19 protein-coding genes are annotated in these 23,761 nt (G+C 70.0%); 2 read left to right on the top strand and 17 right to left on the bottom strand.

Annotation, left to right across the window (positions count from 1 at the left end; all coding sequences use genetic code 11):
• Positions 1 to 276: 276 nt before the first annotated feature.
• Complete coding sequence (locus AS181_RS11410; protein WP_058251728.1) at positions 277 to 1,299, top strand: asparaginase; 1,023 nt, start codon at positions 277 to 279, stop codon at positions 1,297 to 1,299.
• Between the two features lie 62 nt (positions 1,300 to 1,361).
• Here AS181_RS11410 and AS181_RS11405 read toward each other — a convergent pair whose 3' ends face one another.
• Positions 1,362 to 2,807 carry a DNA polymerase IV gene (locus AS181_RS11405; protein ID WP_082652923.1) on the bottom strand — a complete coding sequence of 482 codons (1,446 nt, stop codon included), beginning with the start codon at positions 2,805 to 2,807 and terminating at the stop codon, positions 1,362 to 1,364.
• A gap of 91 nt (positions 2,808 to 2,898) precedes the next feature.
• Positions 2,899 to 3,354: a nitroreductase family deazaflavin-dependent oxidoreductase gene (locus tag AS181_RS11400; protein ID WP_058251726.1), complete on the bottom strand. Its 456-nt coding sequence runs from the start codon at positions 3,352 to 3,354 to the stop codon at positions 2,899 to 2,901.
• A gap of 118 nt (positions 3,355 to 3,472) precedes the next feature.
• Between AS181_RS11400 and AS181_RS11395 the strand changes: the two genes are divergently transcribed.
• Positions 3,473 to 4,165: a TetR/AcrR family transcriptional regulator gene (locus AS181_RS11395; RefSeq protein ID WP_058251725.1), complete on the top strand. Its 693-nt coding sequence runs from the start codon at positions 3,473 to 3,475 to the stop codon at positions 4,163 to 4,165.
• 67 nt (positions 4,166 to 4,232) lie between these two features.
• Here the strand turns inward: AS181_RS11395 and AS181_RS11390 are convergent, their stop codons facing one another.
• From AS181_RS11390 to mraY, 15 genes are all read right to left on the bottom strand, one after another.
• On the bottom strand, positions 4,233 to 5,144 hold the full coding sequence (locus tag AS181_RS11390; protein ID WP_058251724.1) for a hypothetical protein: 912 nt from the start codon (positions 5,142 to 5,144) through the stop codon (positions 4,233 to 4,235).
• A 236-nt stretch (positions 5,145 to 5,380) separates the two neighbouring features.
• Entirely contained in the window at positions 5,381 to 8,593 is a 3,213-nt protein-coding gene (gene ileS / locus AS181_RS11385) for an isoleucine--tRNA ligase (protein ID WP_058251723.1), read from the bottom strand.
• A gap of 332 nt (positions 8,594 to 8,925) precedes the next feature.
• Positions 8,926 to 9,810 (bottom strand): hypothetical protein, encoded by an 885-nt coding sequence (locus AS181_RS11380; protein WP_058251722.1) that lies wholly within the window; start codon positions 9,808 to 9,810, stop codon positions 8,926 to 8,928.
• Positions 9,811 to 9,843: 33 nt separating this feature from the next.
• Positions 9,844 to 10,659 (bottom strand): DivIVA-like cell division protein Wag31, encoded by an 816-nt coding sequence (gene wag31, locus AS181_RS11375; protein ID WP_058251721.1) that lies wholly within the window; start codon positions 10,657 to 10,659, stop codon positions 9,844 to 9,846.
• Between the two features lie 488 nt (positions 10,660 to 11,147).
• Entirely contained in the window at positions 11,148 to 11,489 is a 342-nt protein-coding gene (locus AS181_RS11370; protein WP_058251720.1) for a YggT family protein, read from the bottom strand.
• Between the two features lie 56 nt (positions 11,490 to 11,545).
• Complete coding sequence (locus AS181_RS11365) at positions 11,546 to 12,244, bottom strand: cell division protein SepF (RefSeq protein ID WP_058251719.1); 699 nt, start codon at positions 12,242 to 12,244, stop codon at positions 11,546 to 11,548.
• 113 nt (positions 12,245 to 12,357) lie between these two features.
• Positions 12,358 to 13,110, bottom strand: coding sequence for a YggS family pyridoxal phosphate-dependent enzyme (locus AS181_RS11360; protein ID WP_058251718.1), 753 nt, complete (start codon positions 13,108 to 13,110; stop codon positions 12,358 to 12,360).
• Positions 13,111 to 13,134: 24 nt separating this feature from the next.
• Positions 13,135 to 13,893: a peptidoglycan editing factor PgeF gene (pgeF, locus tag AS181_RS11355; RefSeq protein ID WP_058251717.1), complete on the bottom strand. Its 759-nt coding sequence runs from the start codon at positions 13,891 to 13,893 to the stop codon at positions 13,135 to 13,137.
• Positions 13,894 to 13,901: 8 nt separating this feature from the next.
• Positions 13,902 to 15,068: a cell division protein FtsZ gene (ftsZ, locus tag AS181_RS11350; RefSeq protein WP_058251716.1), complete on the bottom strand. Its 1,167-nt coding sequence runs from the start codon at positions 15,066 to 15,068 to the stop codon at positions 13,902 to 13,904.
• Positions 15,069 to 15,394: 326 nt separating this feature from the next.
• Positions 15,395 to 16,096, bottom strand: a complete 702-nt coding sequence (locus AS181_RS11345; protein WP_058251715.1) for a cell division protein FtsQ/DivIB — start codon at positions 16,094 to 16,096, stop codon at positions 15,395 to 15,397.
• Positions 16,093 to 17,664 (bottom strand): UDP-N-acetylmuramate--L-alanine ligase, encoded by a 1,572-nt coding sequence (gene murC / locus AS181_RS11340; RefSeq protein ID WP_058251863.1) that lies wholly within the window; start codon positions 17,662 to 17,664, stop codon positions 16,093 to 16,095. Before murC ends, AS181_RS11345 begins: the two co-directional genes overlap by 4 nt.
• A gap of 79 nt (positions 17,665 to 17,743) precedes the next feature.
• Positions 17,744 to 18,874 carry an undecaprenyldiphospho-muramoylpentapeptide beta-N-acetylglucosaminyltransferase gene (gene murG / locus AS181_RS11335; RefSeq protein ID WP_058251862.1) on the bottom strand — a complete coding sequence of 377 codons (1,131 nt, stop codon included), beginning with the start codon at positions 18,872 to 18,874 and terminating at the stop codon, positions 17,744 to 17,746.
• A gap of 162 nt (positions 18,875 to 19,036) precedes the next feature.
• Positions 19,037 to 20,998 (bottom strand): putative lipid II flippase FtsW, encoded by a 1,962-nt coding sequence (gene ftsW / locus AS181_RS11330; RefSeq protein ID WP_058251714.1) that lies wholly within the window; start codon positions 20,996 to 20,998, stop codon positions 19,037 to 19,039.
• A gap of 5 nt (positions 20,999 to 21,003) precedes the next feature.
• Positions 21,004 to 22,587, bottom strand: coding sequence for a UDP-N-acetylmuramoyl-L-alanine--D-glutamate ligase (murD, locus tag AS181_RS11325; protein ID WP_058251713.1), 1,584 nt, complete (start codon positions 22,585 to 22,587; stop codon positions 21,004 to 21,006).
• Positions 22,580 to 23,677 carry a phospho-N-acetylmuramoyl-pentapeptide-transferase gene (mraY, locus tag AS181_RS11320; RefSeq protein WP_058251712.1) on the bottom strand — a complete coding sequence of 366 codons (1,098 nt, stop codon included), beginning with the start codon at positions 23,675 to 23,677 and terminating at the stop codon, positions 22,580 to 22,582. The genes murD and mraY overlap by 8 nt, the downstream gene beginning before the upstream one ends.
• Positions 23,678 to 23,761 lie beyond the last annotated feature (84 nt).

Raw genomic sequence — 23,761 nt, 5'->3', positions numbered from 1 at the left:
CCGATACTTCAACGATCTCCCTCACTGTGTTCTCGGGCATGGGGTGCGCCGGCGGGCGCTCTCGTACCGCGATGCCGGACGTGTCTGCCGGGGTTGCCCCCCAGCCGGACGTGTGTGCCGGGTTCCCCCCCGGCGACGGCCCACACCACTATGCCAAACGGCGGGCACCAGGGGTCCCCGGTGGCCCGACGACACGCGACGACGATCCGCCCGGCCGGCGGCGCCGAGCAGGTAACGCTTGACGGGCCGACCGGGTTCCGGTGACCCTTGGGCACCATGACAGGCACCCCGCCCGCGGCCGCCGGAGTCACCGTGCTGATCAGCACCGGAGGCACGATCGCCGCCCAGACCACCGACGACGGCGCGGTCCCGGCGCTCGGCTCGGCCGCTCTCCTCTCCGCCGCCGGGACGATCACCACCGGGACCGACAGGGCCGGGGACGACGGAACGCCGCGCACTCCGTCGGCGATCCGCACCGTCGACCTCATGTCGGTGGACAGTTCCGCGATGACCGTCGCCGACCAGTTCGCAGTGGTCCGCGCGATCGCCGACGCGCTTGCCGACCCCGCCGTTCGCGGTGTGGTGGTCACGCACGGGACCGACACGATGGAGGAGACGGCCTACCTCGCCGACCTGTATGCCGCCGACGAGCGGCCGGTCGTGTTCACCGGGGCCATGCTGCCGTCTGACTCCCCACACGCCGACGGGCCGTCGAATCTCGCCGCCGCGCTGGCCGCGATCGACGACCCGACCGCCCGCGGTCGAGGAGTCCTCGTGGCCATGGGCGGCCGACTCCTGCCGGCACGCGGGTTGTTCAAGGTCTCCACCACCGACCCCGCGGCCTTCGACACCGTGCAGGGCACCCGTCGGGCCGACGACCCGCCGGTGCCGCGACGGGTGCTCGCCGGACCGGTACCGGTGGGCCGGCCGGCACGCGTCGACGCCTTCACCCTCTACCCGGGCGTGTCACCGGGACTGATCGCCGCGTCCGTCGCGCAGAACGCCGCCGGTGTGGTCCTCGCGGCGACCGGCTCCGGGAACACCCACCCGGACATCACCGCCGAGGTGGCACTCGCCGTCCAGCGCGGGGTGACCGTCGTCGTCACCAGCCGCGTCCCGTACGGCGAGGTGACTGCAACCTACGGCGGGGGCGGCGGCGCGGTCGATCTGCGGCGGGCCGGGGCGATCGTGTCACCCTGGCTGCGCGCACCGCAGGCGCGCATGGCGCTCATCGCACTGCTGACCTCGGGCCACGATCTCGGATCGATCACGGACTTCTTTGTCACACAACACCACTGAGGACCGCCGCCGGCACCCACCGGGGGGCGGTCGGCGCGGCCGGTCGATACCGTGCTGATCGGTCAGCCGTCGCCGGGGAGATCCCACTCGAGGCTGTCGAGCGGATCCGCCGGACGGAGGTTCGGATCGTCGACCGGGAACGTACGCGTGCGTCCCGGCCCGCTCGTGCGGGTCTCGAATCGCACGGTGACGACCCCGTGCCCACTCCCCTGAACCCAGCCGTGCCCGTGGTCGGGGTGGGTCACGTCGGCGCCCGGACCGAATCGGCCGACCGGTATCGAACTTCCCCCCGGCGCGAACCGCGGGGGTTCGGGCGCCGAGTCAGCTATCTGGACGGCCGACGCCTCGGCCCCGGCCGGGTCCGGTGACGTCGCCACCTCGGCGCGACCCCCCTCTTCCGCACCGTGGCCTGCGGCGGTGTCGTGGTGGGTGGTCTCGACATCGGCCGGTCCCTCGCTGCCCAGCTCGTCGAAGAGGGCGTACTGCTGCACCGCGGTCAACCCCGAGAAGCTGACGCCGACAAGGCGAATCGCCCCGATGGAACGCGGATCGAGCGCGAGCCGCTGCGCCGTCCGCTCGAGGTCGTCGAAGTCGGTGGTGGCCGCCGCGGTCGTCGCCGAGCGCGTCAGGATCGACATGTCGGATCTCTTCAGTTTCAGTACGACGGTGCGCGCTCCCCGGCCGTCGGTGAGCAGTCGGCGGTGAGCGCCGGCGGCGGCCTTGCGGATGGCGGGACGCAGCGCGTCGAGTTCGACGATGTCCTCGGCGAAGGTGGACTCGGCGCTGATCTGCTTCGAGGAGGCACGTTCGGCGACCGGCCGGTCGTCGATGCCGTGGGCAAGGCGATGCAACGCGGGACCGACGGTGGCGCCCAGCACGGAGGCCACCTCGACCGGCGACATCGCCGCGAGGTCACCGATGGTCGCGATCCCCAGCCGCGCCAGCCGATCGCCGGACACGGGCCCGATGCCCCACAGCTTGCGGACCGGGAGCGAATGCAGGAACTCCAGCTGGCCGGACGGTGGGATCACCATCACCCCATCGGGTTTGGCCATCCCCGAGGCGATCTTCGCGAGCTGTTTGCCGCTTCCGAGCCCGACCGACGCGGCGAGTCCGACCTCGCTCCGAATCCGGGATCGGAGCTCCTCGGCGAACTCGCCGGCCGCGTCGACGGTAGCCCCCGCGAGTTCCTCCGGCTCGCCGAACGCCTCGTCGAACGACAGCGTCTCGATGACCGGAACCGCTTCGCGCACAATGGCGAAGACACGTTTGCTGACCGTGCTGTACACCGATCCGCGCGGCGGGATGACCACGCCGGTCGGCCCGATGAGCCGACGCGCCTGGTGCATCGGCATCGCCGAGCCGGCCCCGAACACGCGTGCCTCGTAGCTGGCGCCGGCGACCACCCCGCGCCCACCGGACCCGCCCACCAGTACCGGGCGGCCGCGCAGCGTCGGGCGGGTGAGCTGTTCGACGGAGGCGAAGAACGCGTCCATGTCGAGGTGCATCACCCAGCGCGGGCTGCGTTCGGACCCCCGCCCCGACACCGCACCGACCGGGCGCGGCGGTTCGGGTTCGAGGCGTGACACCTCACCGAGTCTAGTGAGCAGCGGTGACGGCGAAGACGGGGATCAACCCGGCGTGGGCGGCGAGATCCTCGTCCGACGAGGCGAGCGCGAGGCCCGCGGGCAGGAACCGCCCGACCTCCCACCCCCAGCGGCGCAGGTACTCCCGGATGACCGGCGGACGAAGCGCGGGGTCGAGCTCGGTGAGGGTGACGACGGCCCGACGTCGGCCGCGGCGGAGTTCCACCGTCCCGGCCGCGCGTGCGTTGCGGACCCATTGCGTGTCGCCTCGGACGGCGACCAGGAATTCCGCCCCGTCGAGTCGCAGCACGTTGACCGGCACCCGCTGCGGCGTGCCGGTCTTCCGGCCGACGACGGTGAGCGTCTGGGCCCCGGCCAGGTTGACCCCGCGGTCGGCGAGCCAGCGCACCGCGCGGTTGAACGCGGCGTCGAATCCGCTGGGTGCCTTGTAGTGGGTGGTCGCGGTCATGATCGGCCTTTCGTCGAGGTAGTGACACTCTCGAGAGCAGTGCTCTCGAAATCGAGTATGCAGCCGCGCCGTCAGGAAAACAAGAGCACCGCTCTCGGTTTGTGGCAGGATCGTCGCCATGGCCACCGGACGAACCCGCGCGGAGAACCGCGCGATGATGACCGACGAGATCCGTCGACTGGGACGCGAACACCTGACCACCTACGGGGCCGCCGGGCTCTCGTTGCGCGCCATCGCCCGCGACATGGGCGTCGTCTCCTCGGCGGTGTACCGGTACGTCCCGAGCCGCGACGAGTTGCTGACCATGTTGCTGGTGGAGGCCTACACCGATGTCGCGGACGCCGTCGATGCCGCGGCCGATTCCATCGCCACCTCCCGACGGCGCGATCGACTCGCGGCCGCGGCCGCGGCCGCGCGGACCTGGGCTCTCGCCGAGCCGTCCCGATGGGCGCTGATCTACGGAAGCCCGGTGCCCGGTTACTCCGCCCCCGGCGAGCGGACCATCGGGCCCGGCACACGCATTCCCGTGCGGCTGCTCCGCGAGTGCTCGGCCGCCCACGCCGAAGGCCTGCTACGCGCCGACCTCCCCTCTCCCACACCGGATGTCGCCGCGGACATGGACGCGATCCGCGACGAGTTCGACCTCGACACCCCCGCCGCGGTCCTGGCCGCGGCCACCACGTTGTGGGCCGTACTCGTCGGCGCGATCAGCCTGGAGACCTTCGGCCAGTACGGGACCGATACCTTCGCGCATCCCGAGCAGCTCTTCCGGCTCCAGATCGAGCAGACACTGTCGGGCCTGTTCGCCTGAGATCGGACAGAGTGCGGTATTCGTACAGGTTTCCGGTACAGATCCCGCGCTCCGCGCGGCGGGTGGATCAGCGGGTGACCGGCCGACGGAGCTCGACCCCGACGAGCTTGTCGGGGTTGCGCATCACGTAGATGTCGCCGATCAGGTCATCGACGACGCGGAGGGTCATCGCGGTCTGCAGCCGGCCGTCGAAGTAGAGGATCATCCCGGGCTGACCGTTGAAGACCACGAACTCGGCGCGGTAATTCTCGAGCACGGCACCGATGCGGGCGAACCCCGACAGCACCTGCATCACCGCGGGCGCCCCGCGCATGGGCTGCCGTACCGCGGTGGCCTTGCCGTTGCTGTCCGAGGTCAGCACGACCTCGGGTGCCATGAGGGCGACAACCGCGTCGGCGTCACCCGACTCGGCCGCGTCGAGGAACGTTTCGACGACCTCCGCGGCGCGGGCACGGTCCATCGGATCGAACCGGGGGCGCCGACGCTCGACGAACGACCGGCCTCGTTCCGCGAGCATCCCCACCTCGTCGAGCGACCAGGACAGCATCGTGGCGATCGTGTCGTCGGCGAATCCGAAGACCTCACTCAGTACGTACACCGTCCGTTCAGCGGGCTCGAGTTCTTCCAGAACGAGCAGCATCGCGGTCGACGCGAACTCCGCGAGACCCGCGTCGGCGAGGACGTCGCCGTCGAACCGGATGGGATCGGGCAGCCACGGTCCGACGTAGTCCCCGGCAACACGTCGACGCGCGGTGAGCGTCTCGAGCGCGCGCCGGGCGACCTGCGCGATGAAGTGCGCTCGGGCCGACCCGGGGCCGAACGCGTCCACCGGCGCGCTCACCGGATGATCCCAGAGGCCGTGTCGGACAACATGATCGGCGTCCACAGCCGAGCCCAGGATCTCATAGGCCACCGTGAACAGCAGCGGTTCGAACGCGGCGGATCGCGCCGGGATCGGGTCCACGTCCATGCGGGTCATCGGGGTCTGCCCCCTCGTATATGGTTCGGGCGGCGAACGACGCGCTCGGGTGTGTGCTCACCCTGCGGGGCCGGGTCGCGGCAGTCTCCACACCGTACGTGGCGCAGCACCACCAGGGTGCGACTGTTGCGATCGGTGTCCCAGATCGTCTCGTCCGATCACACCTCCCGCGCGACCGACGACGACACCGCGCGGACACCCGGCCGGGATGTCCGCGCGGTGCACGTGTCAGCGGATCAGTTCGCCTTCGCCACGTCGGCGGTCACACCGTCGCCCAGTTCGATGCTGCCCGCGTCACCATCGCCGGTCACGTCGAACCGCACCGCGAGCACCTCGCCGGCGATCAGGTCGGCGTGCGTCCTCGCCCAGTCCAGACGTTCGGCCGGTACGACGAGTCGCACCGTGATCCGGTCGGAGACGTCCAGTCCCAGGGTGCGGCGCGCATCCTGCAGCTCGCGAACCCGGTCCTTCGCCCACCCCTCGGCCTCGAGTTCGGGCGTGACCGCCGTGTCGAGGACGACCAGGCCGTTCCCGCCCGGCAGCTCCGCGGTCGAGTCCGGTTCGACGGCCACCAGCCGTCGGGTGAACTCCCCGTCGTGGAGTTCGATGCCGTCGGCGACGATGATCTCGGACCCGTCGGCGCCCTCGCCCGCAGTCCAGTTGCCCGACTTCACCGCCTTGATCGCACGCTGCACGTCCTTACCCAGGCGGGGGCCGGCAGCACGCGCGTTGACCGCGATCTCGTAACGCCCGTACTCGCTGGCATCGGCCGCCAGAGTCACGTCCTTGACGTTCATCTCGTCCTTGATCAGGTCGACGAACGGCTCGAGCGCGGCCGCGGTCGGCGAGGCCACCGTCAGACCCGACAGGGGCAGCCGGACCCGCAGCTTGTTGGCCTTGCGGACGCTCGACGCTGTCGAGCACACCGCCTGGACCTGGTCCATCGCCATGACCAGGTCGGCATCGGCCGGCAGCTCATCGCTCGTCGGCCAGTCCGTCAGGTGCACCGACCGCTCCCCGGTGAGACCCCGCCAGATGGCCTCGGTCGCCAGCGGAAGCAGCGGCGAGGCCAGCCGGCAGGCGACCTCGAGCACGGTGTAGAGGGTGTCGAAGGCGTCGGTGTCCTCGTCCTGGCCGGCCCAGAAGCGTGCCCGGGAACGACGCACGTACCAGTTGGTGAGCGACTCGACGAACTCACGGAAGGCGTCGCACGCCCCCGCGATGTCGTAGGTGTCGAGCGCCGCGGTCATCGTGTCGCGGGTCGTCGCCAGCTTGGCCAGGATGTAGCGGTCGAGCACATGCTGCGAGTCGGTCCGCCAGGTCGCCGGGCGCTCGGCGTAGAGCTGCAGGAAGCTGTAGGCGTTCCACAGCGGCAGAAGCGCCTGACGCACCCCTTCCCGGATACCTCGCTCCGTCACGACGAGGTTGCCGCCGCGCAGGATCGGCGAGGCCATCAGGAACCACCGCATCGCGTCCGATCCGTCGCGATCGAAGACCTCGTTGACGTCGGGGTAGTTGCGCTTCGACTTCGACATCTTCTGCCCGTCGTCACCCAGCACGATCCCGTGCGCAGCAACGGTTTTGAAGGCCGGCCGGTCGAACAGCGCGGTGGCCAGCACGTGCAGCGTGTAGAACCAGCCACGGGTCTGCCCGTTGTACTCGACGATGAAATCGCCCGGGTTGTGGGCCGGGGCGTGCGCGGAGTCACCACCGTCGAACCAGTCCCGGTTCTCGAACGGATAGTGCACCTGGGCGAACGGCATCGAACCCGACTCGAACCAGCAGTCGAGGACCTCGGGTACCCGACGCATGGTCGACTTCCCGCTCGGGTCATCGGGATTGGGCCGGGTGAGGTCGTCGATGAACGGCCGGTGCAGGTTGTCCGGACGCACCCCGAAGTCGCGCTCCAGGTCGTCCAGCGAACCGTAGACGTCGACGCGCGGGAACTCCGGGTCGTCGGACACCCAGACCGGCAGGGGCGCACCCCAATACCGGTTGCGGCTGATGTTCCAATCCCGGGCGCCTTCGAGCCACTTGCCGAACTGTCCGTCCCGGATGTGTTCGGGCACCCACGTGATCTGCTTGTTCAGTTCGACCATGCGGTCGCGGAACTGCGTCACCGCGACGAACCACGACGGCACCGCCATGTAGATCAGTGGCTGGCCCGACCGCCACGAGTGCGGGTAGGAGTGCTCGATGGTCTCGTGCCGCAGGATGCGCCCGATTTCCTTCAGGTCCTTGATGATCACCGGGTTTGCGTCGAAGACCATCAGGCCCTCGTACGGCGGGACCTGCGCGGTGAAGCGTCCGCCCGGGTCGAGCGGTTGCACAACCTCGATGCCGTTGGCGGTCGCGAGGTCCATGTCCTCCTCGCCGAAAGCCGGTGCGAGGTGCACGATCCCGGTGCCGCTGTCGGTGGTCACGTAGTCGCCCAGCAGCACCCGGTGCGAGTTCGGGTGACCGGCGAAGAAGTCGAAGGGAGGCGCGTACGACAGATCCGCCAGATCCGCTCCGCGGTGCGTGCCGAGCACCTCCGGATCGGCGACCTCCTTGGCGTACGCACCGAGCAGCGCCTCGGCCAGCAGGTACTCCCGGCCGTCGGCGGCCTTCACGTGGGCGTAGGTGACTTCGGGGTTCACCGCGATCGCGAGGTTCGACGGCAGGGTCCACGGGGTCGTCGTCCAGATGAGCGCGTTGACACCGTCGAGGGAGGACAGCGGACCGTCGGGCACCGAGAGCGGCATCGTGACGGTGACCGCCGGGTCCTGGCGCATCCGATAGGCGTCGTCGAGTTTCGACTCCTGGTTGGACAACGGCGTCTGCTCGTACCAGCTGTAGGGCAGCACTCGATATCCCTGGTAGATGAGCCCCTTGTCGTAGAGCGCCTTGAACGCCCACATCACCGACTCCATGAAGTCGAGATCGAGTGTCTTGTAGTCGTTGTCGAAGTCGACCCAGCGGGCCTGGCGGGTCACGTAGTCACGCCACTCCCCCGTGTACCGCAGCACCGAGTCGCGGCAGTACTCGTTGAACTTCGCCATGCCCATCTTCTCGATCTCCGACTTGTCGGTGATCCCGAGCTGGCGTTCGGCCTCCAGCTCGGCAGGCAGACCGTGTGTGTCCCAGCCGAATCGGCGGTCCACCTTCTTGCCACGCATGGTCTGGTACCGGGGTACCAGATCCTTGACGTAACCGGTCAGCAGGTGACCGTAGTGCGGCAGGCCGTTCGCGAACGGCGGACCGTCGTAGAAGACGAACTCCTCGGCGTCGGCCCGGTTCTCGATCGACGCGGCGAAGGTCGAATCGGAGTCCCAGTACTGCAGGACCCGCTGTTCCACGGATGGGAAGTCGGGGGCGCTGCGCCCAGTGCCCCCGGTCATGTCGACCTTGGGATACACCCGCCCGGACTGAGTGGGGGCGGACTGGGTGGGGTCGGTCGCGTCGCTCACGGCTCGTCTCCTCGTGCCTGGTGATGTCTCATCGGCACGGGGACGCACACCGGAGGTCTGCGCGGTACCACCCCGCTTGCGTCGGAGATCCGACGCCACTCGACGAATCGCGACGGTTGGTGACCGTACGATCCTGTGGCTGTCACGGGCCACGCCCGCCCGGTTCTACTGAGAGTCACGCATTCGCACCGTCCACTGGACGCCGCACTCGATGACACCGTTCTTCCGGGTGCTCCCCGGTGATGGCCGGATCAACGCGTGAACCAGTGTAGCGACGACCGACCCGGTCGGGCCAATGGGTTGTCGACCGGTGTGCGGCCACCCGGGTGCGCTCAGTCCGGCGGCGGATGCCAGTTCGGATCAAGCGGATCGAAATCCGCACGCCGACGACGCGGCGCGGACTCATCGGGACTTGTTGTCCAGTCGTCCGGGCCGGCGGCGTCGCCGCCCGGCACGTCGTCGGGGGCCCACCCCGAGGACTGCGGGTCGAACGGACGCGGAGCCGACGGCGGGCCGACCGGAGGCCGTTGGCCCCTGGTCGGAGGCGCGCCGGCTTGCGGAGGACCGAATTGCCCCTGCTGCGGCCGGGCCTGCTGCTGTGTCCACGATGGTTGACCGACCCCGGGTTGTCGGCTCTGCGGTCCTACACCGGGCGGTCGGGAACCCGGCGGCGGGCCGGGGCGACCCTGGGCACCACCGGCGACATCGACACCGGTGGGCGAGGCCCCGCGGGGCGGCCCGTCACCACTCGGACTGTCGCCGCCGACCGAACGCAGATAGTCCTCGAGGTTGCCCTCACGACGCTCGGGAGCAGGACGATTCGGCGGGACCGAACCAGCGGGCGCGGCCATTCCGGGGTCGAAGGCCCCGGGCCGATAGCCGGCTGGCTCGGAATCGCCGACACCGGGGGCGTCGGCGGCGGGGTACCGACGCGTCGGTGTATCGTCGCCGCGATCGCCGGCCGGGTCGTGCCGGGTGACAGCGTCGTCATCGGCGTCGTGCGACGGATCGGTGTCGCGACCGGCGCCCGGGACCATGTCTTCCAGTGACCGGGCCGCTTCGCCCTTGCGACCGGCGAACACGTCCACCAGGAGGAAGCCGAGGCCCACCAGACAGACCACGATGCAGGCCACGGCCAGCCACACGGTCCCGGTGATGAGACCGAGGATGAGCAGCACGAACCCCAGAAGGGTCGCGGCCAGCGCCAAGGTCAGCACATCACCAGCCTAGTGCGCACCGATCCGCCCAGGTCAGCTGGGTGAGTAGCTGCTGAATCCACCGTTACCCGGATCGTTCGAGAACGACTGATCGGGTCGGCCGCCCTCGACAGGCGCCGCGCTGCCACGCTGCTGGAGTTCCTCGAGCTGGGATTCGAGGTAGGTCTTCAGACGCGTACGGTATTCACGCTCGAAGGTCTTGAGCTGCTCGATCCGGCCTTCCAGCACACCGCGCTGCTGGTTGATCGTGCCCATGATCTCGCTGTGCTTGCGCTCGGCGTCGCTCTGCAGGGCATCAGCACGTTCCTGTGCCTGCCGCAACTGCGCCTCCGACCGCGTCTGCGCGTCGGCGAGGATCGCCTCCGAGCGCTGCCGGGCATCGGCGAGCATGGCATCGGACTTGGTCTGCGCCTCGGAGACCAGCGTGTCGGCGCGCGTCTGGGCGTCGGACAGCATCGCGTCGGCGTCGGCGCGTGCGCTGCCGGTGAGCCGGTCCGCGGTGTCCTGGGCGAGCGCGAGAACGCGTGCGGCACGCACGTTGGCGTCGTCGTTGGTCGCCTGCGGAGCCGGCGTCGGCGCCGGGGCGGGCGGCTCGGGTGCCGCGGCGGGCTTGGCGAACATCTGGGTCCGGTCGTCCGCCTGGGCGCCACCACCGGAACGGGCATCGGCGAGCTCGCTCTCGAGCTCCTCGACGCGCTGCTTGAGGTCGGTGTTCTCTTCGATCAGCCGTGCGAGTTCGGCTTCGACGAAGTCGAGGAACTGATCGACCTCGTCCTCGTTGTAACCGCGCTTACCGATGGGCGGTTTGCTGAACGCGACGTTGTGCACATCAGCTGGAGTCAGCCGCATGTCGGTTCCCCTCATGTCTGGTGGTGAACTTGTGTTCAGTTGGCGGGCCGTCCAACCCGGATCGCGCGACGGTGAGTCGTTCGACCGATACAGGTTGTCACTAACTATTCATACCAGTCAAAAATTGTAACTGGCGTCCAATCCTGTCACACGCGAACCGTTGGTCGCATCTCTGCGATGCGCTGTTGAAATGAAACAGTCATCCGAAGATGACTTATAACGGTAGACCATCGCCGTGGCACGGGGTACCCGCCGCCCGATCGGGTGCGCCCGCCGGTGACGGACCCTTCGTGACGCGCCCTCCGCAAGCTCCGGGCGCTCCTCAGGGAGCAGGGGGACGCGCCCGCAAGCTCCGGGCGCTCCTCAGGGAGCAGGGGGACGCGCCCGCAAGCTCCGGCCGCTCCTCAGGGAGCAGGGGGACGCGCCCGCAAATTCCCGGGGCTCCTCAGGGAGCAGGGGGACGCGCCCGCAAGCTCCGGGACCCGGCGTCAGGGGCGGACGAGGTGTCCGGCGATCGCGAGCGACTCGGCCAGGGCGTCGGCGCGTAGGCCGTTGACGATGTTCATGCCGATGATCACGACGAGCATCACGATCATGAGCGACAGGTCGAGCCGGATGGGACCGAGTGGGATCGGGGGGAGAACGCGACGCAGCGCCTTGATCGGGGGGTCGGTCAGGGTGAAGACCATCTCGATGACGACCACCGCGATCCCGGTGGGACGCCACTCACGCGCGAAGGTCCGGACCAGTTCGACCACCAGCCGGCCCAGGAGGAGCAACCAGAAGATCAGCAGTAGGTAGTACAAGACGCTCAACAAAATCGCAGCCACGCGTCAAGAGTGCCTGAACATCTCGGACGACGGCGAACCGAGGTACCCGACGCCGGTCAGGAGTGGTTGTAGAAGCCCGTCTCGGCGATCTTGCGGCGGTCTTCGGGCGACACGTCGACGTCGGCGGGCGACAGCAAGAACACCTTGGTGGCCACCTTGTCGAACGATCCGCGCAGCGCGAACGCAAGACCCGCGGCGAAGTCGACGAGGCGCTTGGCGTCGTCGTTGCTCATGTCGACGAGGTCCATGATGACCGGGTTGCCGTCGCGGAAACGCTCCCCGATGGTACGGGCTTCGCTGTAGTCCGACGGGCGCAGCGTGGTGATCTTCTGCAGCGGGCTGTCGGCGAAGACGCGCTCGAGTTCGCGGGGGTCGGCACCCGTCGACCGCGGCGCGGTGGCAGCGCGCAGGGCGGCGCTCGACGAACGCTGCAGCGGTTCGAGGCGGGCGGGCGCCCGCATCGGCCCCTCGCCCACCGCGCGACTGCCGGCGTAGGCGAACTCCGCCGCGTACTCCGGGGCCAGGTCGAAGCCGGCGTCGTAGTGGCGGTCGGACAGCTCGTCGCGGTAGCCGGCGTCCCGGAACGACGGCTCGTATCCGGGATCGTAGGAGGAGTCACCGTAGTAGTCGTCACGGTAGGCGCGCTCACGAGACCGCTCCCGCAGCGGCGGGGCCGACTCCTCGAGGTAGTCGTCCTCGTACTCGCTGGGCGGCACCATGCCGAAGTAAGCCTTGAACTTCTGCATCGTGGTCATTGACGGCCTCTCTGGTAGTGCGACGCCGGTTGCTGCCGTGCCGGATGGTGCATCTGTGGTCAGTGAGCTAACTGCGCTTCGTGTGTCACTTGGTTCTGGTGTTACCAATGTGATTACTGAGAGATTAGCGGCCGATCGCCCATGATCGCGGTTCCGACACGCACGCATGTCGAGCCCGCGGCGACCGCCTCCTCCATGTCCCCGGACATGCCCGCGGACAGTTCGGCGGCGGCGTCGAATCGCCCGCGGAACGCCTCGCGGATGCGTGCGGCCTCGGCCATCCAGTGCCCGGGTTCGCCAGCCAGCGGGGCGATCACCATGAGCCCGCGCAACCGCAGTGAGTCGGCCTCGACGACCCGCTCGGCCAGAGCCGGGAGATCGTCTTCGACGACGCCGCCGCGCTGCGGATCGCCGTCGAGGCTGACCTGGAGCAGGATGCCGAGCGGATCGGCGCGCTCCCCCTCGTCGAGTGCTGCGACCGCGGCACGGTCCAGGGCGTCGACGACCTTCGGGCGGTCGACGGAGTGCACCGCGCGCGCCCACCGCGCCACCGACCGGGCCTTCTTGGACTGCACCGAACCGATCATGTCGAAGACGGGGACGTCACCGGGCCCCGGGGACTCCCAGTCCCTGAGCACCTCCGCCACCTTCCGGCCGGCCTCGGGTTCGCGCGACTCGCCGAACGCGCGCTCCCCCAGCTGCAGCAGCCGGCGGACGTCATCCGCGGGGAAGAACTTCGTGACCACGAGGAGCTGACAGGAGCCCGCCGGCCGATGGGCGGCCTCGACCGCGGCGTCGAGGCGCCGACGCACCGCCGCCAACCGTTTCCCCAGCTCGGCGGTGCGCGCATCAGATGACCCGGTCATGTCCCCATCCTTCTCGCCACCGGGTCACTCCCCGAGCGGGCGCCGCTCACCGGGTGCATCGTCGCCGTGTGCATCGCCATCGGGGTCCATCCAGATGACCGAGGCCAGGCGGCCCGTGGGTGCGCCCCGGCGATGGCTGAACAGGCTCGGGTCGGCGATGGTGTCCCGCGGGTCGACCGCGACTCCGGCGACGCCGGCCTCGAGCAACTGCCGCCGCAAGCCGGCACGCAGGTCGAGACCGGCCGTGCCCTTCTTGGTACGCACGGCGCTGCCCGGCAGATGCTTCTCTACGTCGGCCTGCATGTCGGCGGGCACCTCATAGTGGTCTCCGCTCGCGGCAGGACCGAGGAAGGCGCCGATGGACCCGATCCGGGCGCCGAGTTCGACCATTGCGCGCAGGGTGGCGGGCACGATGCCGATCCGGGCGCCGACGCGGCCCGCATGGACCCCCGCGATCACACCGGCGTCGTCGTCGCTGAGGAGTACCGGGACGCAGTCGGCGGACAGCACGGCGAGGGCGAGACCGGGCGTGGTCGTGACCAGCGCGTCGGTGGCGGGCACCGGCTCGGGAACCGGTCCGTCGACCACGGTGACGTTGCGACTGTGGATCTGTTCCATCCAGACCACCGACCCGGCCGCCACCCCGATCTGCTCGGCCAGCCGAATCCTGTTCGCCGCCACGGCTTCCGGATCGTCTCCGACGTGATCACCGAGATTGAACGAATCGTACGGTGACACCGAGACCCCGCCGGCACGGGTGGTGATGACACGACGCACCCGCATGCGCGGGCTCAGCGCTTCATGAACGACGGCACGTCGACATCGTCGTCGTCGAGCCGAACGGTGTTGCGGCGGGGCGGCTCCGGCTCCTGCTCGAACGGATCGCCCGCACCCTTCGGCATGTCCCCGAAGAGCGGATCGTTCTTCGGCGGCGACGCCACGGCGCCGGCCTGGCCCTGACCGACCGCGGAACGCCCCGCGGCGGCCGGGACGTCGGTCCGCTTCTTGGGTGAGCCACCGTCGAAGCCGGCGGCGATGACCGTGACCCGGACCTCGTCACCGAGGTTGTCGTCGATCACCGTGCCGAAGATGATGTTGGCGTCCTCGTGCGCGGCCTCCTGCACCTGGGTCGCGGCGTTGTGGATCTCGAACAGACCCAGGTCGCTGCCACCGGCGATCGAGATCAGCACACCGCGGGCGCCTTCCATCGAGGCCTCGAGCAGCGGCGAGTTGATCGCGGACTCGGCGGCCTTGCGCGCACGCTCCTCGCCGCGGGCCGAACCGATGCCCATCAGCGCGCTGCCGGCATCGCTCATGACGCCCTTGACGTCGGCGAAGTCGACGTTGATCAGGCCCGGCGTGGTGATGAGGTCGGTGATGCCCTGCACGCCGTTGAGGAGCACCTCGTCGGCACTGCGGAACGCGTCCATCAGGCTGACCTGCGCGTCGCCGAGCTGCAGTAGACGGTCGTTGGGGATCACGATCAGGGTGTCGCAGGACTCGCGCAGCGCGGTGATGCCCGCCTCGGCCTGTCCGCCGCGTCGCTTGCCCTCGAAGGCGAACGGCCGGGTGACCACGCCGACGGTGAGCGCGCCGAGCTTGCGCGCGATCGACGCGACCACGGGTGCACCACCCGTTCCGGTCCCGCCGCCCTCGCCCGCGGTCACGAAGACCATGTCAGCGCCCTTGAGCAGTTCCTCGATCTCGTCGCGCGCGTCCTCGGCGGCGCGGCGACCGACCTCGGGATCGGCACCGGCGCCGAGACCCCGTGTCGAGTCGCGCCCGACATCGAGCTTGACGTCGGCGTCGCTCATCAACAACGCCTGGGCGTCGGTGTTGATCGCGATGAACTCGACTCCCTTGAGTCCCTGTTCGATCATGCGGTTGACGGCATTCACGCCGCCACCGCCGATGCCGACGACCTTGATGACGGCCAGGTAGTTGTGCGGTGGCGTCATGCGCTCGCCTTCCTTGTGTGGTCGATCTCGTTGTTCGAGTTCTGGTCTCGATATGTCCTGTGTGAACCGGCCGGTCCACGTCCCGCTCGCGACAAACCCTAAACCTGAACCATAGATTTAGAGTTATGTCAAGTAACTCGTTGTGGTGATGACGCTAGGCATCGCAGGCCCCGGTATCCAGATCCGCGCTCGGCGTGTCGGGAAGTCGTGGCGAAATCCGCCGGAACCCTCAGCTTTTCGCCGCCCCACGGGGGTCGTCCGGTTCCGTCTCGCGGGTCCGCCTCACCCCGACCGGTGATTTCGAGGTCGGCCGGACCCGGCGTGCGTCACCGATAGGCCGGGAACTCAGGACTCGACACGTTGTACATCCGCGCCTCGCGGGTGAGCAGATGCGTCAGTGTGCGGGCCTTCTCGGCGCCGCGGTCGCTGTCCCCCCACACCACGGTGCGCTTCTCCGACAGCGTGAACTCGATGTCGACCGGCGAGGTCGCGGTCACCCGGATGACCTGCCGCGCCAACGATTCGGGCAAGCCCGCCACCGCCGCGATGGTCTCCCTGGTGGTCGGGTCCGCCGGCCCCGGGTTCGGGGTGTCGAGAACCGGGAGCTTGAGCACCTCGGGCGGGACGCCCTGCGTGCGGTCGTAGTCGAGGAACGCCACCCCGGACTTGTCGAGCACGTGGACGTCGTCGCCGTTGTTCACGATCACGACCGGGACCCGCTCGACGACGGTGATGGTCAGCGACGAGGGGTAACTCCGCTGCACGCGCGCCGATTCGACGGACGCGATGGTGGCGACACGCTGCGCGACCGCCCGGGTGTCGACCTGCAGCAGCGGGGTGCCCGACGGCACTGCCGCGACCCGCAGGATCTCGTCGGCCGGAATCGACCCGTTGTCGCGGACGTCGGTGCCGCGCACCGACATCAGCGGCGTGAGGTAGGCGATGAGCACCAACCCGACGCCGGCCGCGACCACCATGAGCGTGCCGAGGACCACGCGCGACCGGCGGCGCTGCGGCCAGCGGATCACGACACCCGCCCCGTCCGGCCGTCGGAGTCCGCCGGGCCGTCGGTCGGAGTCGCGCCCGAACCCGTCACAATGGCGGTGTCGGCGGTCGTCGAGGTCGAGGCCAGGGCGTCGAGGATCTCCGGACCCTGCATGGTGATGTCGCCCGCCCCCAGGGTCAGCACGACATCCCCGGACCGCGCCAGTCGCGCGACCTGCGCGGCCAGCCGCGACAGGTCCGGGGCGAAAATCCCCGGCGCGGTCAGCTTGTCGGAGATCGTGCGCCCGCTGACTCCCGGGATCGGGGCCTCACGGGCCCCGTACACATCGGCGACGACCACTGCGTCGGCGAGGTCGAGAGCAGCGGCGAACTCATCGGCGAACTCGACGGTGCGTGAGTAGAGGTGCGGCTGGAACACCGCGATCACGCGCCCGCGCGAACCGCTCGGCCCGCCGCGGGCGGACACCATGTCCTGCGCCGCCGAGAGCACGGCCCGCACCTCGGTCGGATGATGGGCGTAGTCGTCGATGACCTCGACGCCGCCGCGCCGGCCGCGGAACTCGAAGCGGCGGTGGACACCGCCGAACGCGCCGATCCCGGCCACGATGGCGTCGAGCCGTCCGGCCCCGGTCGATGGGTCGGATGTCGCGACGCCGGGCTGCGCACCCACCCGGGCGGCACCGATCACCGCGGCGATCGCGTTGAGCGCCATGTGCTCGCCCGGGAGCGGGAGGACGATCGGTCGATCCTCGACATCCGGGCAGAGCGGGGAGGTGAACCGGACCGTGGCGGCTCCGCCGCCTCCGCGCGGCTCCCAGGACGTCATGGTCGCGACGTTGCGGACGGTCGGCGCCAGCGCGGCGTGGGTCCCCCGTCCGTATCCAAGGACCTCCACCCCGCGCGCGGTGAGCGACTCGGCGACGCGGCCGGCCAGGGCGGCCGAGCCCGGGTCGTCGAGGCACACGACGAGCGACCCGCCGCCCGCGATGCGCGCGACGAACAGGTCGAACACCTCGACATAGGCCTCGATGGAACCGAAGAAGTCGAGGTGGTCGGCGTCGATGTTGGTGACGACGACGACGTCGGGTGTGTACTCCAGCAGCGAGCCGTCGCTCTCGTCGGCCTCGGCGACGAAGATCGGGTCGCCACCGTGGTGGGCGTTGGTCCCCGACTCGTTCAGCTCGCCGCCGATCGCGAACGACGGGTCGGTCCCGGCATGCTGCAGCGCGACGACCGCCATCGAGGTCGTGGAGGTCTTGCCGTGGGTGCCGGCGATCAGCAGGCTGCGCTGACCCGCCATCAGCTCGGCCAGGACGCGGGGCCGCAGGAGGATCGGGATACCGCGCGACCGTGCCGCCACGAGTTCGGGATTGGTCTTGGGGATCGCGGCGTGAGTGGTCACCACGACAGACGGGCCACCGGGGATCTGGTCGAGCGCCGACGGATCGTGCCCGACCTGCACCCGGGCGCCGCGAGTCCGGAGTTCGAGGATGCCCCGACTGTTCTTGGCATCCGACCCCGACACCTGTCCCCCGCGGGCCAGCAGAATCCGGGCCAGCCCCGACATCCCGGCGCCGCCGATGCCGACCATGTGGACGCGGCTCAGTTCATCGGGCAGCGACCCCGGGGCCGACGCCGCCTCGTCCCTCTCCGTCGCTTCGCTCACGGCGTCATCGTTCACGGGCCGACCTCCCACTGCGACGGCGTCCGGCCCGGAAATCCTGCGCCAGTTCGATCGCCGCGGTCGCCACCGCCGACGCCGCATCCCGGTGTCCGGTACCCGCCGCGGCGACCGACATCTGCTGCAGTCGCTCCGAATCCGTTAGCAGCGCAGGCACTTCGCGAGCAACCCAGTCGGCGTCCACCGTCGCATCGTCGACGAGCAGTCCCCCGCCCGCCTCCACGACCGGGAGCGCATTCAGTCGTTGTTCGCCGTTCCCGTGCGGCAGCGGGACATAGATCGCGGGCAACCCGGTCGCCGACACCTCGGCGACGGTCATCGCGCCGGACCGGCACATCACGAGATCCGCGGCGGCGTACGCGAGATCCATCCGTTTGAGATACCCGACAGCGCGGTAGGGCGGCGCGTCATCGACGACGGCGGGGTCGATCGAGTTCTTGGGACCGTAGGCGTGCAGCACGCCGATGCCGGCCTCACCCAATGTCTTCGCCGCGCCCGACACGGCGTCGTTGAGTCGTTGCGCGCCCTGCGAGCCGCCGAAGACGAGCAGCGTCGGCGCATCGTCGTCGAGGCCGAAGTAGTGGCGCGCCTTCGCCCGCAGGGCGGGCCGGTCCAGTTCGGCGAGGACACCGCGCACCGGGATTCCGACGACCGTCGCATCGAGCCCGGAACCGTCGACCGCCGCCAGAACCCGATCGGCGAACCGGGCACCGACCTTGTTGGCGATGCCGGCCGAGGCATTGGCCTCATGGATGACGATCGGGATCCGATTGCGTCGGCGCAGGTGCATCTGCGCCGCGAGGTACGCCGGCACGGAGACGTAGCCACCGAAACCGATGACCACGTCGGCGTCCACCTCGTCGAGAACCTTGCGGGTGGCGGCCACCGAACCCAGCAGACGGCCGGGGGTGCGCGCCAGGTCGAGGCCGGGTTTGCGCGGCAACGGCACCGGCGGGATCAGCTGCAGGTCGTATCCGCGTTCCGGGACGAGATCGACTTCGAGGCCCCGACTGGTACCCAGCGCCGTGATACGGGCCGTCGGATCGATGCGGCTGACCGCGTCGGCGACGGCGAGGGCGGGTTCGATGTGACCGGCCGTGCCGCCGCCTGCGACGACCACCGACAACGGCCGGCCGTTCGGCCGTCCGGTCGTATCAGCTTGTACCGCACCCGAACTCACCGGCGTCGTCACTCCATTTCAGCTTTCGATCACAATCGTCGCGGGCTTCTGGCCGGGAGATCTCCCGTCGCGGGCCCGCACCTCAGCCGCCCCGGCCGCCGGTCACCGACGGCCGGCGCCGCGTACATACGGCCCGCTCGCTCCGCTCCCGGCGCCCTGTACATACGACCCGCTCGCTCCGCTCCCGGCGCCGCGTACATACGACCCGCTCCCCCGATACCCGACACCGTAGTCGACGCCGCTCCGCGAAGAAGTCCCCGGCCGGGCCCGCCCGCGCGGGACACCCGCCCGGCCGGAGGCCGCCGACCGGGCTCCTCGGGTGTCGCCGGCACCGGATCGCGTCGACGACCGACCCTGCCGCCGATCGTCCCGCGCGGACTGCGACGGGGCGGCACGCCGCTGCGACGTCTCGGCGGCACGCCGCCAGGGCAACGGGAAGCGTCGACGGCCACGTCCGGCATCGGCCGACGGCGCGGGCCCGCTCGGCGGACGGCGACGCGACTGCGGTCCCCGGCCGCCGCGACCGGCACCGGCCGTCGGACGCGGACCGGCCGTGCGACGCTGGTCCAGTCGATCGCGCAGCGACTCCGCCCGTGTCTGTCGGTAGGCCACCGGCGTCGGCAGGCGCAGCCACCGTGCCACGCGGCTCGGCGACCCGCCGGTGAGCGTCGCGACCGCCTCGGGTTCGTGCCTCGCGGCGTTGGCGAGCAAACCGAGCATCGCGAGGACGGTCAGCGTCGACGTGCCACCGGCCGAGATCAGCGGCAGCTGGATTCCGGTCACCGGCAGCAATCCGATGACGTAGCCGATGTTGATGAACGCCTGCGCGGTGATCAGCACCGTGATGGTCGCCGACATCAGGCGCAGGAAGGGATCGGTCGACCGGGATGCGATCCGGAAGCCGATGTAGGCGAGGACGACGAACAGGAACACCACCATGAGCCCGCCGAGGAGCCCGAGCTCCTCGCCGATGATCGCGAAGATGAAGTCGTTGTGCGCGTTCGGAAGATAGTTCCACTTGGCACTCGACTGGCCGAGGCCCACGCCGAAGACCCCGCCGTTCGCGAGCGCGTAGGTCGCCTGGCGCGCCTGATAGCCGGCCCCCTGCGGGTCGTCGACGTTGCCGAGGAAGCTCATCACGCGCTGCGAGCGGTAGCCTTCGGCCAGGGCGAGGATCACGGCGAGCGCGATGCCGGACACCGCGAACGAGACGAAGACCTTGACCGGCAGTCCCGCGAACCACAACAGCGCACCGACGATGATCGCGATGGTGATCGTCGTCGACAGGTTCGGCTCGAGGATGATGAGCAGGCACACGAGCATGGCCACCGGGACGAGCGGGACCAGCAGCTCGCGCAGGGAGGCGTTGTCCCGCCGGCGCGAGGCCAGCAGGTGCGCACCCCAGATACACAACGCGACCTTCACCAGCTCCGACGGCTGCACCGACAGGCCGTAGATGACGAACCAGCGGCGTGCGCCCTGACTGAGCGTGCCCACGCCGGGGATGAGGACCAGCGCCAGGAGCACCACCGCGACGAACATCGCGGGAGCGGCGAACCGTCGGAGCAGCCGCACCGGAATCCGCAGCATGAAGTAGAAGACCACCAGGCCGAGCAGGGCGAAGATCACCTGCGTGGCGAACAGCCCGTACGCCGAACCCTCTTTGGAATACCCCTCGACCGACGACGCCGAGAGCACCATCACCAGGCCGAATGTGGTGAGCAGGAACGACATCGTGAGAATCAGCTGATACGACGCCAGCGGACGTGCCAACAGGTTGCGGATGGCGTCGAGCACGATCGCCGGGATCGACGCGGCGGTCGCTGCTGCCGCACCTGCGGAGCGGCCCGAGGCGTCGTCCGGTGCCGACCTGCCACCGGTCCCGCCCTTCACGCCCGGCCGTTCGTCTCTCGTGCGCGTCCCGCCACCGGCGTCCCCGCCGGTCTCGTCATCAGCGCTCCCGTTGTCGGCAGCGACACCATCGTCTGCGACGCCGTCGAGACCGCTGCGGTCATCGGCATCGTCGACGGGGTCGTTGTCTGCGGCCGGGTTCCGGCTGCTCATCCGACTCAGCGTCCGGTGTCGGGCGAGCCGGCGATCCGACGCGCGGCGGCGGCGAACGCGTCACCGCGCGCGCCGTATCCGGCGAACATGTCCAGCGAGGCCGCCGCGGGTGCGAGCAGCACGGCGTCGGGCGCGGACGGGCTCGCCTCCGCGAGCACCCACGCCTCCTCGACGGCCCGGTCCATGACCGCCACCGATGTCGAGGAGCCCGTCCCCGGGAGATCAACTGCTGAGGCTTGGGGACCGGCCTGTCCCGGACGATGCACGTTCACCGTGCCATCGTCCCCTGTGAATACTGTGACTGTTGGGACTTCTGGGGCGTGTCGCGCGATCGCCTCGATCACCAGGTCTCGGTCACGGCCGATCGCGACCACCCCGGCCAGCCGATCGCCCACCGCGGTGAGCATCTCGTCCATCGACGCACCCTTGAGCAGACCGCCCGCGATGAGGACGACTCGGTCGAGGGCGGCGACCGCCGCCTGGGCTGCGTGGGGGTTGGTGGCCTTGGAGTCGTCGACGAAGTCGATCCCGTTCCGCGAGGCGACGACCTCGCCGCGATGACCGGCCGGCCGGAAGGACGCCAGCCCCGCCCGTATCGCCTCCGGCCCGATGCCGGCCGCGAGCGCGAGAGCCGACGCGGCCAGCGCATCGGCGACACCCGACGGTCCGGCCGGGCGCACCTCGTCGGCGTCGTACAACCGGCCCGCGTCGAAGGCGCGGTCGATCAGCACACCGTCCGCGACGCCGAGCTGTCCGGGCTGCGGCTCGCGCAGCGTGAAACCGATCCGGCGGCCCGCGGCGGGCAGGCCGGACGCGACCGGGTCGTCGAGTCCGACGACACTCACCGCACCGCGCAGCGCTCCCGCCTTGGCAAGTGCGTACGCCTCGAAGGTCCCGTGCCAGTCGAGGTGATCCTCGGCCACGTTGAGCACGACTCCCGCATGCGGACGGACCGACGGCGCCCAATGCAGCTGAAATGACGACAGTTCGGCGCACAGCACGTCCACCCTGGGCTCGGCCTGCATCGCGTCGAGCACCGGGAGCCCGATGTTGCCACAGGCCGCACCCCTGCGGCCCGACGCCTCGACGATCCCGGCGAGCATCGACGTGGTCGTCGTCTTGCCGTTGGTGCCGGTCACGACAAGCCAGGTGCGTGGTTCGCCCAGCAGTCCCGCGGCGTCCACGCGCCAGGCCAGTTCGACCTCGCCCCAGACCGGTACGCCGGCGGTGGCCGCGGCCGCCACCAGGTGGTGGGTGGGCGCGAAGCCGGGTGACACGATCACGACCGTGGCCGTCGCCAGTCGCCCGGGACCGGTGAGCAGATCCGAGACGGCGACCGGTTCGACGCCCTGGGACATCAGTTCGGCGACCCCGGAGACCGCCGCGGCCGCGGCGTTCCGGTCGACGGGCGCCGCGTCAGCACCGGCGAACCGGTCGTCGGCGAGCAGGACATGCGCGCCGAGCGTCACCAGGAACCGGGTGGCGGACAACCCCGCGGTCCCGGCCCCGCCGACCACGACGGTCCGGCCGGCCAGTGCGCGCGGGTCGGGCCCCCCGGGGGTCGGGACCGCCGCCGGGCGATCAGCCATTGGTGGTCAGGAACTCGCCGTAGAACAGCGACAGGCCGAGCGCACAGGCGATGGCGGTGAGCAACCAGAATCTGATGATCACCGTGGTCTCCGCCCAGCCACCGAGTTCGAAGTGGTGATGGAACGGCGCCATCCGGAACACGCGACGACCGGTGGTCCGGAAGAAGGCGATCTGGATCACCACCGACATGATCTCGGCGACGAACAGCGCGCCGATGACGACCGCGAGCAACTCGGTCCGCGTGGTGATCGACAGACCGGCGAGCATGCCGCCGAGGGCGAGCGAGCCGGTGTCGCCCATGAAGATCTTGGCGGGCGCCGCATTCCACCAGAGGAAGCCGAGGCACGCTCCACCGCCGGCCACCGCGATGAGCGCGAGGTCGAGGGGGTCACGGACCTGGTAGCAGCCGGTGGGGATCTCGCTCGGCGGTTTCGCGCCGCCCGCACAGGCGTTGACGAACTGGAAGAAGGTGACCAGGACGTAAGAGCCCAGGACCATCGCCATCGAGCCGGCGGCCAGGCCGTCGAGCCCGTCGGTGAAGTTCACCGCGTTCGACCAGGCCGCGACCACCAGCCAGCAGAACACCACGAACACGACCGACCCGAGCGTGATCGCATCGATGTCGCGGACGTAGGACAGGTTCGTGCTCGCCGGCGTGTAGCCGTAGTCGTTGCGGAACTGCAGCACCAGGATGCCGAAGAGGATGGCGGCGATGAACTGCCCGATCGACTTCGCGGTCTTGTTCAGACCGAGATTGCGATGCTTGCGGATCTTGATGATGTCGTCGAGGAACCCGACGACGCCCAACGCGGTCGCCAGCCCCAGGACGAGCAGTCCGGAGGCGGTCGGCCCGTTCCCGGCATCGGTGAAGACCCCGACGAGGTGGGCGCCGAAATAGCCGGCCCAGAGGGCGGCCAGGATCGCGACGCCGCCCATCGACGGGGTCCCGCGCTTGGTCTGGTGGCTCTGCGGGCCCTCGACCCGGATCTCCTGCCCGAAGCCCTGCCGGGAGAACACCTTGATGAGGACCGGCGTCAGCAGGATCGACACCGCGATCGCGATCGCCCCCGCGAGGAGTATCTGTGTCACCGCGTTGCCCCCGCATCCTCTCCGTACGCGACCGGTCTGTTCCCGACCGCGATCTTCCCGAACCTGCCTGACACCCCGCGGCGG

It is taken from the genome of Gordonia sp. SGD-V-85, assembly GCF_001456905.1.
Lineage (GTDB): Bacteria > Actinomycetota > Actinomycetes > Mycobacteriales > Mycobacteriaceae > Gordonia > Gordonia hongkongensis.
This window is presented reverse-complemented; position numbering and strand designations above follow the sequence as displayed.

Bases quoted from the DNA above. Each gene is read 5' to 3' on its own strand.
- murD (WP_058251713.1), bottom strand. From the start codon at position 22,587: ATGGCTGATCGCCCGGCGGCGGTCCCGACCCCCGGGGGGCCCGACCCG.
- murC (WP_058251863.1), bottom strand. From the start codon at position 17,664: ATGGTCGGCATCGGCGGCGCCGGGATGTCGGGGCTGGCCCGGATTCTG.
- pgeF (WP_058251717.1), bottom strand. From the start codon at position 13,893: ATGCGGGTGCGTCGTGTCATCACCACCCGTGCCGGCGGGGTCTCGGTG.
- ftsZ (WP_058251716.1), bottom strand. From the start codon at position 15,068: ATGACGCCACCGCACAACTACCTGGCCGTCATCAAGGTCGTCGGCATC.
- wag31 (WP_058251721.1), bottom strand. From the start codon at position 10,659: ATGCGGCTGACTCCAGCTGATGTGCACAACGTCGCGTTCAGCAAACCG.
- AS181_RS11390 (WP_058251724.1), bottom strand. From the start codon at position 5,144: ATGACCCGCATGGACGTGGACCCGATCCCGGCGCGATCCGCCGCGTTC.
- ftsW (WP_058251714.1), bottom strand. From the start codon at position 20,998: ATGAGCAGCCGGAACCCGGCCGCAGACAACGACCCCGTCGACGATGCC.
- AS181_RS11405 (WP_082652923.1), bottom strand. From the start codon at position 2,807: ATGCACCTCGACATGGACGCGTTCTTCGCCTCCGTCGAACAGCTCACC.
- AS181_RS11365 (WP_058251719.1), bottom strand. From the start codon at position 12,244: ATGACCACGATGCAGAAGTTCAAGGCTTACTTCGGCATGGTGCCGCCC.
- AS181_RS11400 (WP_058251726.1), bottom strand. From the start codon at position 3,354: ATGACCGCGACCACCCACTACAAGGCACCCAGCGGATTCGACGCCGCG.
- AS181_RS11395 (WP_058251725.1), top strand. From the start codon at position 3,473: ATGGCCACCGGACGAACCCGCGCGGAGAACCGCGCGATGATGACCGAC.
- AS181_RS11360 (WP_058251718.1), bottom strand. From the start codon at position 13,110: ATGACCGGGTCATCTGATGCGCGCACCGCCGAGCTGGGGAAACGGTTG.
- AS181_RS11410 (WP_058251728.1), top strand. From the start codon at position 277: ATGACAGGCACCCCGCCCGCGGCCGCCGGAGTCACCGTGCTGATCAGC.